Below are 15084 nucleotides of genomic sequence, written 5' to 3' on the forward strand. Positions count from 1 at the left end.
CTGCCTCAAGCGCTACATCGCCCGACAGCTCTACCGCATCATCACCACCCACCACCGCACCGCCACTTGACAACCCCACTCACAGATCGACGGGGTGGGGGTGGCGGTGGGGGTCAGCGCTGGGTTAGGCGGGCGGCTCGGGCGTCGCGCTTTTCTTCGAAGCGGGACGCCGCGCGGTCCAGGGCGTCGAGCTGGGTGGCGAGTTGTTCGCGGGCGGCTTCGCCATCGGCGTCGAGGCCGGTGACGTTGAAGACGTCCCACTGGCGCAGCACCGGCTGCAACACCTCGTCGCGGTGCTGGCGCAGGTCGTAGATGCCGGCGAGGGCGATCGCCACCGACTTGCGGGCGAAGCCGTCGATGCCGCTGCCGGGCATCTGGAAGTCGGCGACGACATCGGCGACGGCCCGCATGGCCTGGCTCGGGGCCAGCTCGAACGCGGCGGCGAGCAGGTTCCGGTAGAAGACCATGTGCAGGTTCTCGTCGGCGGCCACCCGGGCCAGCAGCGCCTCGCAGGCGGGGTCGCCGGTGGCCTTGCCGGTGTTGCGGTGCGAGATCCGGGTGGCCAACTCCTGGAACGAGACGTACGCCAGCGAGTGCAGCACCTCGTCGCCGTGGGCGTTGGTGTAGCCCTCCGACATGTGCGTCATCCGGGCCCGCTCCAACGCCACCGGGTCGACGGCGCGGGTGACGGTCAGGTAGTCGCGGATCGCGACGCCGTGCCGGCCCTCCTCCGCGGTCCAGCGGTGCACCCAGGTGCCCCAGGCGCCGTCGCGGCCGAACAGGGTGGCGATCTCGTGGTGGTACGAGGGCAGGTTGTCCTCGGTCAGCAGGTTCACGATCAGCGCGGTGCGGGCCACGTCCGGGATCGTCGAGTCGGTCGGCGACCACGCCTCGCCACCGAGTGGCCCGTCGAAGGTGCGCCCCTCGCTCCACGGCACGTACTCGTGCGGGAACCACTCCTTCGCCAGCGAGAGATGGCGGTCCAGGTTGCGCGCGACGACCGGCTCCAGCTCGACGAGCAGGGCGGTCTGGCTCAGTGTGGTGCTCACGGTCACGAAGAACTCCCTACGGTGGCGTAACTTACGCTACCGTAGGTCCCCGCGACCGATAGCGCCAGTGGAAGCCCTCAGTTCACCGCCGGCCGGAGGTCGCCCGCGGGTGGCGTCCAGGCCTGCGCGTCGGCCGTGATCTGCTCACCGGAGCGGATGTCCTTCACCTCGTCCGCCGCGCCGTCGGCACCCGGGAACCAGACGTACGGGATGCCCCGCCGCTCGGCGTACCGGATCTGCTTGCCGAACTTGGCCGCGCTCGGGGACACCTCGGTGGCGATCCCCCGCCGACGCAGCTCCGCGGCGATCCTGTCGCTGGCCGCACGGTGCTCCTCGTCGGCGAGCGCCACCAGGACACAGGTGGGCACCGAACGGGAGACGGTCAGCTCCCCCGCGCCGAAGAGCAGCCCGAGCAGTCGGGTCACCCCGATCGAGATGCCCACACCGGGGTACGAGACCGCGCCCGCGCTGGCCAGGTTGTCGTACCGGCCGCCGGAGCAGATCGAGCCGAACCGCTCGTAGCCGCGCAGCTGGGTCTCGTAGACCGTGCCCGTGTAGTAGTCCAGGCCGCGCGCGATGCGCAGGTCCGCCACGCAGAGTCCGGGCGAGTGCCCGGCCGCGGTCTCCACCACCCGGACCAGCTCGTCGACGCCCTCGTCAAGCAGCGGGTCGGTGACCCCGAGCGCGCGTACGGCGTCGGCGAACGAGGCGTCCGGCGCGGAGATCTCGGCCAACGCGAGGCACGCCTTGGCCTGCGCCTCGCTCGCCCCCGCGGTCTCGGCCAGTAACTCGACCACCTTCGCCGGGCCGATCTTGTCGAGCTTGTCGACGGTACGTAGCGCCGCCTCCGGGTCGGTCACCCCGATGCCCCGGAAGAAGCCCTCCCAGATCTTGCGGTTGTTGACCTGGATGGTCACCGGCGGGATGGGCAGGGCGCGCAGCGCGTCCCCGATGACCAGCGGCATCTCCGCCTCGTGGTGCGGGGCCAGGGTGTCCCGGTCGACGATGTCGATGTCGGCCTGGACGAACTCCCGGTAGCGGCCCTCCTGCGGCCGCTCCCCCCGCCACACCTTCTGGATCTGGTAGCGGCGGAACGGGAAGGTGAGCTTGCCGGCGTTCTCCAACACATAGCGGGCGAACGGCACGGTCAGGTCGAAGTGCAGCCCGAGCTGGTCGTCACCACCGGCGCCCTCGGCGTCGGCGTGCAGCCGCCGGATCACGTAGACCTCCTTGGAGGTCTCCCCCTTGCGCAGGAGCTGGTCCAGCGGCTCCACCGAGCGGGTCTCCAGCGGCGCGAACCCGTACAGCTCGAAGGTGTCGCGGATCTTGTCGAGCACGAACTGCTCGATCATCCGCTGACCGGGGGTCCACTCCGGGAACCCGGAGATGGGCGTGGGCTTGCTCATCGCGTACTCCTTGCGGTTCCGCGCCCGCGGCGCGGTGGTGTCGTGGGTCCGCGCGCGGCGCGGACGAATGATCTAGAAACCCCGGGTGGGCGCGGCCGGCGACGTGCCGGCCACCTCGACGAGGTACGGGTTGCTGGCGCGCTCGCGGCCGATGGTGGTGCTCGGGCCGTGGCCGGGCAGCACGACGGTGTCGTCGGCCAGCGGAAGGATCTTGTCGCGCAGGCTGGCGAGCATGGCCGGCATGCTGCCGCCGGGCAGGTCGGTGCGGCCGATCGAACCGGCGAAGAGGACGTCGCCGGAGAGGCAGATCTCGTCCGCCTCCCAGCCCGACCCGGCGCCGGGCAGCCGGAACAGCACCGACCCGCCGGTATGGCCCGGTGCGTGGTCGACGGCGATCTCCAGGCCGGCGAGCGTGAGGGTGGCGCCGTCGGTCAACTCGGCCACGTCCTCCGGCTCGCTGTAGCTCAGCCGGCCGCCGAAGAGCGACGTCAGGTCGGCCGAGAGGCCCTTGGCCGGGTCGGCGAGCATCTCCCGGTCGCCGGGGTGCACGTACGCGGTGATTCCGCGGGCGTCGCAGACCGGCGCCACCGAGAACGTGTGGTCCAGGTGGCCGTGGGTGAGCAGCACGGCGGCCGGATGCAGGCGGTGCTCGGCGAGCAGCGCGTCGAGCTGGTCGAGCACCCCGATGCCGGGGTCGACCACCACGCACTGCTCCCCCGGCGCGGTGGCGACCACGTAACAGTTGGTGCCGAAGGCGTCCGCGGGAAAGCCGGCCACGAGCACGGGCGCTGTCCTCTCCGTCGAGCTGTCGTCCTGCCCAGCAGCCTATCGGGCGGGCCGAGCGGGTTTGCCGCGTCCGTCCCGCACGTCCCGACCGGCACAGTGACAACTTCCGATAAGCGCTGCTCGGGGCGGGGTGGACCTCGTACACCACATTCCCAGTCACTAGCCGTACACTCTGGCGGGCGTGTGGCGCGGCACACGCGACGCCCGGACGGGCCGGGAGCGCCGGCCGCCGGTGACGATCAGGCGAAGAAAGGGGAGCACCTGTGGCTTCCAGCAGGGACCGGCAGCGCAAACTGGCGCGGGCCAAGCTCGACCGGCAGATGGCACGCCGAGCGGCCGCCACACGGCGTCGTCGGCAGATCCAGGCCGGTGTGGGCGCCTTCCTGGTCCTCGCGGTGATCGTGGCCGGCTCGGCCTGGGCGCTCGGTGCGTTCGACTCCGACCCGAAGCAGAACGCGGCGGCCGAGGACACCTGCCTCTGGACCCCGCAGGACGCGACGGCGAACACCAACCTCAAGGACGTCGGTACGCCGGAGACCAAGGGTCTGCCCACCGACGGCACCCGGCCGATGACCGTCACCACCAACCAGGGTGCGCCGATCACCGCCGAGCTGAACCTGACCAGCTCGCCGTGCGCCGCCGCGAGCATCGCCCACCTGTCGAGTCGGTCGTTCTACGACAACACCAAGTGCCACGAGATCACCACCGACGGTGCGCTGCGCTGCGGCGACCCGAGCGGCACCGGCCTGGGCGGGCCCACCTACTCGTTCTACGACGAGGACGTGCCGACCGCGCCGTCGCCCTCGGCCAGCCCCGCGCCCGGACAGCCGCCGACGTACCCCAAGGGCACCGTGGCGATGATCTCCAACCCGCCGGGCACCAACGGCAGCCAGTTCCTGATCTTCTTCAAGGACTTCACCACGGCGGACCCGAAGTACCCGGTGATCGGCAAGGTCACCGGCGGCCTGGACGTGGTGGAGAAGATCGGCGCCCAGCCGACCGTGGACAATGGGACCGGGGCGAAGGTCAAGCCCAAGACCGACGTGGTGATCCAGAGCCTCACGGTCGGCGAGCCGGTCACCGGCGCGGCACCGCCGCCGTCCGGCGCCCCGGCCACCAGCCCGAGCGCCGGCTGACCGGTCGCCCCAACCCACCTTAAGCGGCACCCCGCAGCAAACAGCCAGGAGGATCCAGGCGTGACGTCCACCAGAGAGCGGCAGCGCGCGGCGGCACGCGCCCGACTCGAGAAGGAGATGGCCGAGCGCTCGGCCAAGGCCCGCAAGCGCCGCCAGACGCAGGCGATCGTCGGCGCCGCCGCCGTGCTGGTGCTCGTGGTCGCCGGCACCGTCTGGCTGGCCACGACCCTCGGCGGCGACGACGACAAGGACAAGAACGCCGCGTCGGCGCCCGGGGCGTCCGAGTGCGTCTACAACGCGATGCCGGCCGACCAGCGGTCCCCGCAGATCAAGGACGTCGGGGTACCGAGCAACCAGCAGTCCGCCAGCGGTGTGCAGACCATGACGATCGACACCAACCTGGGCCCGATCACGGCCAAGGTCGACCGGTCGCAGGTGCCCTGCACCGCGGGGGCGTTCAGCCTCCTCGCCGAGAAGAAGTTCTTCGACAACACCAAGTGCCACCGCCTGGTGACCGAGGGCATCAAGGTGCTGCAGTGCGGTGACCCGAGCGCCACCGGCAAGGGTTGGCGCGACACCGACGGCACGGGTGGCCCGAGCTTCCGGCTGCCCGAGGAGAACCTGCCCACCGACAAGCGCCCGCCGTACCCGGAGGGTGTCATCGCGATGGCCAACTCCGGTCAGCCGGGCAGCACCGGCAGCCAGTTCTTCATCGTGTACGGGGACTCGCCGCTCGACCCGGCGTACACCGTGCTGGGCACCGTCACCGGTGGCATGGACATCGTCAAGGACGTGGCCAAGGCCGGCGACGACGGGGCGTTCGCCCAGCAGGCCGGTGGCGGCCACCCGAAGAAGGAGGTCGTCATCAAGACCCTCACGATGAGCGCGCCGCAGGGCTGACGCCCGCCAGGATGACGAAGCGCCCGCCGGCTGAGCCGGCGGGCGCTCTCGTGTGCGGGGTACGACGCGTCAGGCGCCGGAGGTGACCCGGTACGCGTCGAACACGCCGTCGACCTTGCGAACGGTGGCCAGCAGGTGGCCCAGGTGCTTCGGGTCGGCCATCTCGAAGCTGAACCGGCTCACCGCGACCCGGTCGCGGGTGGTGGTGACGGTCGCGGACAGGATGTTCACCCGCTCGTCGGAGAGCACCCGGGTGACGTCGGCGAGCAGCTTGTGCCGGTCCAGAGCCTCGACCTGGATCGCCACCAGGAACGTGGAGGCGGACGTGAGCTTCCAACTCACCTCGACCACCCGCTCGGCCTGCGCCCGCAGGTCCTCGGCGTTGGCGCAGTCGTCACGGTGCACGCTCACCCCACCGGAGCGGGTGACGAACCCGAACACCGAGTCCGGTGGCACCGGGGTGCAGCAACGCGCCAGCTTGATCCAGACGTCGCTGACGCCCCGGACCACCACGCCCGGGTCGCTGCTGCTTTGCCGGCTGCGCGGCGGCCGGGTGGCGACGGCGGTCTCGGCGATGTCCTCCGCCGCGCCCTCCTCGCCGCCGTACGCGGCCATCAGCTTCTGCACCACCGACTGCGCGGAGACCTGGCTGTCGCCGACCGCCGCGTAGAGCGAGGCCACGTCGGCGAGGTGCAGGTCCCGCGCGATCGACATCAGCGCGTCGGAGGTGAGCATCCGCTGCAACGGCATGCCCTGCTTGCGCATCGCCTTGACGATCGCGTCCTTGCCGGCCTCGATCGCCTCCTCGCGCCGCTCCTTGTTGAAGTACTGGCGGATCTTGGTGCGGGCACGCGGGCTCTTGACGAAGCCCAGCCAGTCCTGCGTGGGGCCGGCCGTCTCGGACTTCGACGTGAAGATCTCGATCACGTCGCCGTTGGACAGCGTCGACTCCAACGGCACGAGCTTGCCGTTGACCCGCGCGCCGATGCACTTGTGCCCGACCTCGGTGTGCACCGCGTACGCGAAGTCGACAGGCGTCGACCCGGTCGGCAGCGGGATGACGTCACCCTTGGGGGTGAAGACGTACACCTCCTGGCTGGACAGGTCGAAGCGCAACGCGTCCAGGAACTCGCTCGGGTCGGCCGCCTCGCGCTGCCAGTCCAGCAGCTGCCGCAGCCAGGTCATCTCGTCGATGTGCGCCGGCGGGCCGACCACCGGCGTGCCCTTGTGCTCCTTGTACTTCCAGTGCGCGGCGATGCCGAACTCGGCGGTGCGATGCATGGCGTACGTGCGGATCTGCATCTCCACCGGCTTGCCGGTGGGCCCGATGACCGTCGTGTGCAACGACTGGTACATGTTGAACTTGGGCATGGCGATGTAGTCCTTGAACCGGCCCGGCACCGGCTGCCAGTTGGCGTGGATGACCCCCAGCGCCGCGTAGCAGTCCCGCACCGTGTCGACCAGGATCCGCACACCGACCAGGTCGTAGATGTCGTTGAAGTCGCGACCCCGCACGATCATCTTCTGGTAGATCGAGTAGAGGTGCTTCGGTCGGCCGGTCGTCTCAGCCTTGATCTTGGCGGCCTTGAGGTCGGTGCCGACCTTCTGGGTGACCTGCCGCAGCAGCGACTCGCGCTGCGGCTGGTGCTCGCCGATCAGCCGGTTGATCTCCTCGAACCGCTTCGGGAACAGCGTGCCGAAGGCCAGATCCTCCAGCTCCCACTTGATCGTGTTCATACCGAGGCGGTGGGCCAGCGGCGCGAGGATCTCCAGGGTCTCCTTGGCCTTCTGCTCGCGCTTCGGCGCCGGCAGGAAGGACAGGGTACGCATGTTGTGCAGCCGGTCGGCCAGCTTGATCACCAGCACCCGCGGGTCCTTGGCCATCGCCACGACCATCTTGCGGATCGTCTCGGCCTTGGCCGCGTCGCCCAGCTTGACCTTGTCCAGCTTGGTGACGCCGTCGACCAGCAGGGCGACCTCGCCGCCGAAGTCGGCGCGCATCGCGTCGAGGGTGTACTCGGTGTCCTCGATCGTGTCGTGCAGCAGCGCGGCGACCAGCGTGGTCGTGTCCATCCCCAGGTTGCCCAGGATGGTAGCCACGGCGAGCGGGTGCGTGATGTACGGGTCGCCGGACTTGCGGTACTGGCCGGAGTGCCACCGCGCGGCCGTGTCGAAGGCGCGCTGGAGCAACCGCGCGTCGGCCTTCGGGTGGTTCTCCCGGTGGCTGGCGATGAGCGGTTCCAGCACCTCACTGACCTGCGAGGTCTGCCAGGGCGCGTTGAACCGGGCCAGGCGGGCGCGCACCCGTCGGCCGGTAGGCGCGTTGGAGAACCCGAAGCCGCCGCTGGGCGACGGGTCGACGTCCGTCGGGAACGGAACCACGACCCCGTCCGCGCCGGGCGACGCCTCGACGGCACTCGCCGTGACCTCGGTAGGAGCCGTCACGCTGTCGGCAGGAGCCCTGCCGGAGCCGTTGTCGGTGCCCGTCACCCGGGCCGGCGCGTCGCCGTTCCGGTCGGTCACCGAGCCGTCAGCGTCGCCTGTGGGGTGCACCGTGCCCTCCGCCGGAGGGACGACATCGTGGGACACCGGCCTCCTCACCGCTCGCCGGAAACACGCCGGCCGTGTGTCGGCCGGCCTGGTCTCGCGTCGCCGGACGGTGTACCGCCGGCGTCAGCAATGGGCAATGCTACCCGCACGGACGGTCCCCTGCCGCTCCGCCGGACGGTCGACGCCCGGGCGGCCGGCCCGACCGGGCCCCGGCTCCGCCGGTCGGCGCGGCCGGTCGGCACGCAGCGTGGGCGCACCGTCGTCCCGACGCCGGCGCGACAGGGATCAAACGGTCAACAGGGCATGCACCGGACGCGGCGTCAGTCGCTCCCGCGCGCCCAGGAAGGCAAGCTCCAACAGCACGGTGAAGCCCGTCACCGTACCGCCCGCGCGCTCGACCAGGTCCAGCGTCGCCTCGGCGGTACCCCCGGTGGCCAGCACGTCGTCGACGACAAGCACCCGATGGCCGGCGGTGAAGGCGTCCTCGTGCACCTCGAGCGTGGCCTCGCCGTATTCGAGGGCGTACGAGACCGAGTGCGCCGGGCGGGGCAACTTGCCGGCCTTACGCACCGGCACGACACCCACCCCGGCCGCGTACGCGACGGCCGCCGCGACGACGAACCCCCGCGCCTCGATGCCGACCACCACGTCGAACGCGTCCCGCCCGTGGTACGCGACGATCCCGTTGACAACCTCGCGGAACGCCTTCCCGTCGGCGAAAAGCGGCATCAGGTCCTTGAACAGGACACCGGGCTTGGGGAAGTCCGGCACGTCCAGCACCCGGCTGGCCACCAGTCGGGCGGCCTCCGGGCCGCTGTCCCCGCGCGGGGCGCTGCTGTGGGTCTCCGTCACGGCTGTTGCGTTCCCTTCCAACGACGACGGCGTCCGGCATGCTGCTCGCACAGCATGCCGGACGCCGTTCGGGCGTTTCCTCCCGGGTCAGCCCCGGGGGTGTTCAGCGCCGCTTGGCGCCACCGGGCCGGTTACCGCCGCCGCCGGGGCGACCGCCCCGCGCGCCGGTCGGCCGCTTGCCCGCCGGCCGCGAACCCACCTTCGGGGCCGCGCCGGCCAGCGCCGCCGAGTCCGGATCGATCACGTCGGCCGCGTCGCCGTCGACCGCCGTCGGCGTGACCTTGCCGGTGGCCTCACCACGGCCCAACGCACCCCGGCGGGCCTGCACCCGCTTGTTGTGCGCCTGGATACGCGGGTCGTAGTTCTTCAGCAGCGCCAGCAGCGGCGTCGCCACCAGGATGGAGGTCAGGAACGCCACCGCCATACCGACGAACAGCACCAGGCCGAGGTCCTTCAGGGTGCCCGCGCCGAGCAGGCCGGCACCGATGAAGAGCAGACCACCGACGGGCAGCAGGGCCACCACGGAGGTGTTCAGCGACCGCATGAGGCTCTGGTTGACGGCCAGGTTGGCCGCCTCGCCGTACGTCAGGTTGTTGTTAGCGGTGATGCCCCGGGTGTTCTCCTGCACCTTGTCGAAGACCACCACGACGTCGTAGAGCGCGAAGCCCAGGATCGTCAGGAAGCCGATGATCGTCGACGGGGTGACCTCGAAGCCGACCAACGAGTAGATGCCGGCGGTGAGGATCAGGTTCATGAACAGCGACGAGACGGCGGCGACCGCCATCCGCCACTCGAAGCGCAGAATCAGGTAGACCATCACCAGCGCGATGAAGATGATCAGACCCAGCACGGCCCGCTCGGTGACCTGGCTGCCCCACGCCTCGCTGACCTGGTTGCCGCTGATCTCGTTGACGTTGATGTTGAGGTCGTCGGCGATCTGGGCCTTGACCGCGTTCGCCTGCTCGACGGTGAGCTGCGGCGTCCGCAGCTCGTACGAGTCACCACCCGGGCCGCCGACCTTCTGCGTGGTGGCCACCTCGACGCCGGTGTTCTCGGCCGCGAGGGCCGAGTTGACCTCGCGCTCGGCGTCGTCCAGGGTGCCGACGCTGGCCGGGACCTGGAACGAGTTGCCGCCGGCGAACTCGATGCCGAGGCTGAAACCGCGGAGCGCGAAGCTGAGGATCGCGACCAGGATCAGGACACCGGCGACGCCGAACCACAGCTTGCGGCGACCGACGATGTTGAGACCGGCCTCACCGTTGTAGAGGCGGCTCGCCAAACCGTTTCGAGCCATCTCAGGCCTCCTTGGCGCGCGGGTTGCGGGGCTGAGTCTGCTGGCTGCGGGCCGGAAGCGCCCGGCCCAGGCCGCTGACCCGCGGGGACAGGAACGCCCGGGTCCGGGCGAACATCGTCATGATCGGGTGCCGGAAGAGGAAGACCACGACCAGGTCCAGCACCGTGGCCAGGCCGAGCGCGAACGCGAAGCCCTTGACCGTGCCGACCGAGACCACGTAGAGCACCACTGCGGAGAGCAGCGTGATCGCGTTGGCCGAGATGATGGTCCGGCGGGCGCGGATCCAGGCACGGGGCACGGCGCTGCGTGGGCTGCGCCCCTCTCTGATCTCGTCCTTGAGTCGTTCGAAGTAGATGACGAACGAGTCCGCCGCCACACCGAGCGAGACGATCATTCCGGCGATGCCGGCGAGGGTGAGCGTGAAGCCGATCTGCCGGCCGAGCACCACCAGCGCGCCGAAGACGAGCAGCGCGGAGAGGATGAGGCTCAGGAAGATGACCGAGCCGAGCAGCCGGTAGTAGAAGAACGCGTAGATGATGACCAGCAGCATGCCGATGCCGGCCGCGAGCAGACCGGCGCGCAGATGGCTGGCGCCCAGGGTCGCGGTGACGTTCTGCGCTTCCTGCTGCTCGAAGGTCACCGGCAGCGCGCCGTAACGGAGCTGGCTGGCGAGGGTGCTGGCGTCCTTCTGGGTGAACTGGCCGGTGATCTGCGAGTTGCCGGTGAGCACACCCTGGATCTCCGGGGAGGACACGATCTCGTTGTCCAGCACGACGGCGACCCGGCACTTGCCGTCCTGGCCGAGCGCGGTGGCGTCGCACGCCTGACCCTCGTTGTTGAACGCCTCGCGGGTCAGCGCCGTCCACTTGCCCTGGCCGTCGCCGGTGAAGTCGAGGCTGACCACCCAGGAGTTGGACTGGTCGAGCACCGCGTCGGCGTCGTCCACGTCGGTGCCCAGCACCTTGGCCTGGTCGAGCAGGTACTTCGACGCGCCGTCCTCACAGGACACGACCTGCTGCTTCGGGTCCGAGATCGACGCCGGGGGGCGCTTGTCGAGCTGCGCGCAACCGATCGTCGGCACGTTGAACTGCATCTGCGCCGGCAGCACGCCGACCTCTTGCGGGTTCAGCGTGCTGAACGGCTTGAGCTTGTCGCCCAGCGACGGGTCGGCGCTCAGGTCGGCGGGCGCCTGCAATCCGCTGGCGGCCTGCCAGGCGGCGGCCCCGACCTTCTGCTCGACGGCCTTGCGCTGCTCCTCGATGCTCGCCGGCACCGGCTCGGCGCTGGCGCCCGCCGAGGGCGCGGCACTCGCGGAGGCCGACGGGGTCGGCGTGGCGCTGGCGGACGGCGCGGGCGCCATCCCGCCCTGTCCACCGCTGGCCGACGGGCTCACCTTCGCTTCGCCGGTCGCCGACGGGGTCACCTTCGGCGCGGCGCTGCCCGACGGGGCGCCGGACGGCGGCGCGGCGCTCGCGCTCGGGGTCGGCGCGGCGGCCGGCGGCGCGGCGGCCGCCCCGCTGCCGTCGGCAGCCTTGAGCACCTTGCGGAAGCGCAGCTCGGCGGCGCTGCCCACGTCGGTGAGGTCCCGGTTCTCACCGGGCAGGGAGATGACGATGTTCCGGTTGCCCTCGGTGACCACCTCGGCCTCGGCCACGCCGAACGCGTTGACCCGGCTCTCGATGATCTGGCGGGCCTCCTCGAGGTTCTCCGCCGTCGGAGGCTTACCGTCGACGGAGTTGGTCGCCTCCAGCGTGACCCGGGTGCCGCCGATCAGGTCCAGGCCGAGCCGTGGCTCCAGCCGGTCCTTGAAGCTGCCGCTGGCACCGCCCGCGAAGAACACCAGAAGGTAGAGGACGACGAAGATGAGCCCGAGCACGGCGAGTTGCCGGCCGGGGCGCATCTGTCCCTGAGGTGGTGCCACGGTTGTCCTGTCTCCCTGTACGGTCGCGCCGCTGCGCTCGGCGGCGGCGGCGAGTGTCGGGCCGGGGGTCCCGGCCAACGATCTGACCTGGGTCGGCGGGGTTGCCGACACAGTGGCCGGACACGCCGGCACGGGGACGCCGACGGCCACGGGAACGTGCCGACGCCCGGCGTCGACCCAACTATCCAGTTTTCACGTCACGTCCGCTGCCCCGTCGGGCGCGGCGTCCCGGGGAGTCGGTCGGCCGGCCGTACCGCCGGAACCGCAGACCCCCGCGGGAAGGTCAGTCCTTGACGGTGTCCGCGTCCTCGGTGACCGGCTCGCTCGGCAGCTCGGCGCGGGTGACCACCCGGGCGATCGCCGGCCGGGCGTACCGGGTCTGAACGCCCGGAGCGATCTCGAGCAGGACCGCGTCGTCTTCGACGCCGGTGACCGTGCCGTAGAGCCCGCCGATGGTGACGACCTCGTCGCCCGGACCGAGCCCCGACTGCATGGACTCGGCTTCGCGACGACGCTTCTGCTGGGGACGGATCATCATGAAGTACATGACGCCGAAGAGCAGAGCGATCATCAGGATCGGCGTGAAGCCGCCGGCCCCACCACCCGCTGCAAGGTATTGCACGGTTACTGCCTTCCGATTGGCCTCCTGGCCGGCACGGGGGGTGCCGGAGCGGAGGCGGATTCTCACGTCCTGTACAGACCGCGGCGAAGTCTAATCCCTGCACCTGAGAACACCGAATGCGGCACAGATCACGTTCACATTACGGCTGATCGGTATCCACGGAGAACAGATCGGGTGCTGGCGGGACATCCGCCCCAAATGTACCATTCGGGGGAGTACGCCCCAGATGCAGCCAGGCGGCCTCCGTGGCCACCCGCCCCCGGGGCGTACGCGCCAACAGGCCGGCACGCACCAGGAACGGCTCGCAGACCTCCTCGACCGTGTCCGGCTGCTCCCCCACCGCCACGGCGAGGGTGGACAACCCGACCGGGCCACCCCGGAACGAGTCCACCAGGGCGGTCAGCACCGCCCGGTCCAACCGGTCCAGGCCGAGCGCGTCGACGTCGTACACCGTCAGGGCCTTGCGGGCGGTGCCGAGGGTGACCACACCGTCGGCGCGGACCTCCGCGTAGTCACGGACCCGGCGCAACAACCGGTTGGCGATCCGGGGCGTGCCCCGGGAGCGGCCGGCGATCTCGGCCGCGCCGTCCGGGGTGATCGGCACCCCGAGGATGCGCGCCGAACGGTGCAGCAGCGTCTCCAGATCCGCCGGGGCGTAGAAGTCGAGGTGCGCGACGAAGCCGAACCGGTCCCGCATGGGCCCGGTCAGCAGACCCGAGCGGGTGGTCGCGCCGACCAGGGTGAACGGCTCGACGTCCAGCGGGATCGCGGTCGCGCCCGGCCCCTTGCCGACCACCACGTCGACCCGGAAGTCCTCCATCGCGCTGTAGAGCAGCTCCTCCGCCGGTCGGGCGATCCGGTGGATCTCGTCGATGAAGAGTACGTCGCCCTCGGCGAGGCTGGTCAGGATCGCCGCCAGGTCACCCGACCGTTCGATCGCCGGACCGCTGGTCACCCGGATGCCCGCGCCCAGCTCGGCGGCGACGATGTTGGCGAGGCTCGTCTTGCCCAACCCGGGTGGCCCGGAGAGCAGGATGTGGTCCGGCGGCGACCCCCGCCGCATGGCGCCCTGCAACAGCAGGTCGAGCTGGTCCCGCACCCGGTCCTGGGCGATGAACTCCGCGAGCCGCCGAGGCCGTACGGTCGCCTCCGCGTCCCGCTCGGCATCGCTGACGTACGCGGAGACGAGCCCGTCGGTCTCGCTCATCGGGTCCGGCCCAGCAGCCGGATGGCCTGCTTGAGCAGGACCGGCACGGGCGGGGTGGGTCCGTCGATCGTCTCCGCCACGGCGGCCACCGCCTGGTCCGCCTGCCCGGCCGTCCAGCCCAGCCCGACAAGCGCCTGCCGGACCTGGTCGGGCCACGCGCCACCGGTCACGCCACCGGCCCCGTCGGCGCCGATCGAGACCGGGCCGATCCGGTCGCGCAACTCCAGCACCAGGCGCTCGGCGCCCTTCTTGCCGATGCCGGGCACCCGGGTCAGCGCGGCGGTGTCGGCGTTGGCGATGGCCTTGCGCACGGCGTCCGGCGTGTGCACGGCCAGCACGGCCTGGGCCAGCCGCGGGCCGACCCCGCTGGCGGTCTGCAACAGCTCGAACAGCGCCCTGGCATCGTCGTCGGCGAACCCGTACAGGGTCAGCGAATCCTCCCGGACCACCAGGCTGGTCGCCAGCCGCGCCGGCTGCCCCACCCGCAGCTCGGCGAGCGTCCCGGGAGCGCAGTGCACGGCCAGGCCGACCCCGCCGACCTCGATCACGGCCAGATCCGGACCCGTCGCGGTCACCGTGCCGCGCACGCTGGCGATCATCGTGCTCCTCCTCGTCGTGCCCGGTCGGCCGCGGCGGCCAGCTTGGAACGGGTGCCGCCGCGCCACACGTGACAGATGGCCAGGGCGAGCGCGTCGGCGGCGTCCGCCGGTTTCGGCGGCTCGGCCAACCGCAGCAGCCGGGTCACCATCGCGGTCATCTGCGCCTTGTCGGCCTGACCGGAACCGGTCACCGCCGCCTTCACCTCGCTCGGGGTGTACGTCTGCACCGGCAACCCGGCCCGCGCCCCGGCCAGCACCGCGATGCCACTGGCCTGGGCGGTGCCCATCACCGTACGGACGTTGTGCTGACTGAACACCCGCTCGACGGCGACACTCTCCGGTTCGTGCTTGGCCACCAACTCGGTCAGCGACCGGTCCAGGTGCAAGAGCCGCAACGCCAGGTCGTCGGCCGGATCGGTGTAGACCACGTAGTAGGCGACCAGCGTGCAGGGCCGGCCGGGCACGCCCTCGACGACGCCCACCCCACAGCGCGTCAACCCCGGGTCGACCCCCAGCACCCGCACGCCGCCCCCTCCCCCAGTACGTGTGTTCGACACCCTAACCCCCACCCTCCCCACCGCCCCCACGGGACACGCCCCGCGCCCCGCGCCCCGCGCCCAAGATCCTCACAACATCGGGGATGTTGCTGCCTCAGCCGCGCTGGAGACAGCAACATCCCCGAGCTAGTTGCATCCTGTTTGTGCTGGTGGGTGGGTGTTGACGTGGTGGTGTGGGGTGTTTTCGTGCTGGCCGAGGGCTTGT

Annotated in this window: 13 protein-coding genes; 2 read left to right on the plus strand and 11 right to left on the minus strand. The window is 71.1% G+C overall.

The window, feature by feature from the left end; all coding sequences use genetic code 11:
- Window positions 1–113 precede the first annotated feature (113 nt).
- From ABZ272_RS31750 to ABZ272_RS31760, 3 genes are all read right to left on the minus strand, one after another.
- Complete coding sequence (locus ABZ272_RS31750) at window positions 114–1055, minus strand: acyl-ACP desaturase (protein WP_355053630.1); 942 nt, start codon at window positions 1053–1055, stop codon at window positions 114–116.
- A gap of 71 nt (window positions 1056–1126) precedes the next feature.
- Complete coding sequence (gene hisS / locus ABZ272_RS31755; protein ID WP_355053631.1) at window positions 1127–2455, minus strand: histidine--tRNA ligase; 1329 nt, start codon at window positions 2453–2455, stop codon at window positions 1127–1129.
- Window positions 2456–2527: 72 nt separating this feature from the next.
- A complete protein-coding gene (locus ABZ272_RS31760; RefSeq protein ID WP_355053632.1) occupies window positions 2528–3238 on the minus strand; it encodes an MBL fold metallo-hydrolase in 711 nt (236 codons plus the stop codon).
- Between the two features lie 266 nt (window positions 3239–3504).
- On the opposite strand from ABZ272_RS31760, the gene ABZ272_RS31765 reads away from it, so the two are divergent.
- A complete protein-coding gene (locus ABZ272_RS31765) occupies window positions 3505–4377 on the plus strand; it encodes a peptidylprolyl isomerase (RefSeq protein WP_355053633.1) in 873 nt (290 codons plus the stop codon).
- Window positions 4378–4437: 60 nt separating this feature from the next.
- Window positions 4438–5277 (plus strand): peptidylprolyl isomerase, encoded by an 840-nt coding sequence (locus ABZ272_RS31770; RefSeq protein WP_355053634.1) that lies wholly within the window; start codon window positions 4438–4440, stop codon window positions 5275–5277.
- Between the two features lie 69 nt (window positions 5278–5346).
- On the opposite strand, the gene ABZ272_RS31775 is transcribed toward ABZ272_RS31770, so the two are convergent.
- The 8 genes from ABZ272_RS31775 to ruvC all read right to left on the minus strand — a co-directional run bounded on the left by ABZ272_RS31775 (window position 5347) and on the right by ruvC (window position 14846).
- Window positions 5347–7866: a bifunctional (p)ppGpp synthetase/guanosine-3',5'-bis(diphosphate) 3'-pyrophosphohydrolase gene (locus ABZ272_RS31775; protein ID WP_355053635.1), complete on the minus strand. Its 2520-nt coding sequence runs from the start codon at window positions 7864–7866 to the stop codon at window positions 5347–5349.
- Between the two features lie 246 nt (window positions 7867–8112).
- The gene (locus ABZ272_RS31780; protein WP_355053636.1) at window positions 8113–8679 is read right to left on the minus strand and encodes an adenine phosphoribosyltransferase; all 567 of its coding nucleotides are present in this window, start codon (window positions 8677–8679) and stop codon (window positions 8113–8115) included.
- A gap of 103 nt (window positions 8680–8782) precedes the next feature.
- A complete protein-coding gene (gene secF, locus ABZ272_RS31785) occupies window positions 8783–9973 on the minus strand; it encodes a protein translocase subunit SecF (protein WP_355053637.1) in 1191 nt (396 codons plus the stop codon).
- Window position 9974: 1 nt separating this feature from the next.
- Window positions 9975–11894, minus strand: a complete 1920-nt coding sequence (gene secD, locus ABZ272_RS31790; protein ID WP_355053638.1) for a protein translocase subunit SecD — start codon at window positions 11892–11894, stop codon at window positions 9975–9977.
- 283 nt (window positions 11895–12177) lie between these two features.
- A complete protein-coding gene (gene yajC, locus ABZ272_RS31795; protein ID WP_355053639.1) occupies window positions 12178–12516 on the minus strand; it encodes a preprotein translocase subunit YajC in 339 nt (112 codons plus the stop codon).
- Between the two features lie 139 nt (window positions 12517–12655).
- Window positions 12656–13723: a Holliday junction branch migration DNA helicase RuvB gene (ruvB, locus tag ABZ272_RS31800; RefSeq protein WP_355053640.1), complete on the minus strand. Its 1068-nt coding sequence runs from the start codon at window positions 13721–13723 to the stop codon at window positions 12656–12658.
- The gene (gene ruvA, locus ABZ272_RS31805; protein ID WP_355053641.1) at window positions 13720–14322 is read right to left on the minus strand and encodes a Holliday junction branch migration protein RuvA; all 603 of its coding nucleotides are present in this window, start codon (window positions 14320–14322) and stop codon (window positions 13720–13722) included. The genes ruvB and ruvA overlap by 4 nt, the downstream gene beginning before the upstream one ends.
- The gene (gene ruvC, locus ABZ272_RS31810) at window positions 14319–14846 is read right to left on the minus strand and encodes a crossover junction endodeoxyribonuclease RuvC (protein WP_210821188.1); all 528 of its coding nucleotides are present in this window, start codon (window positions 14844–14846) and stop codon (window positions 14319–14321) included. The genes ruvA and ruvC overlap by 4 nt, the downstream gene beginning before the upstream one ends.
- Between the last annotated feature and the right edge of the window lie 238 nt (window positions 14847–15084).

Origin of the sequence: Micromonospora sp. NPDC005979, from assembly GCF_040614415.1 — a bacterium.
Classification (GTDB): Bacteria; Actinomycetota; Actinomycetes; order Mycobacteriales; family Micromonosporaceae; genus Micromonospora.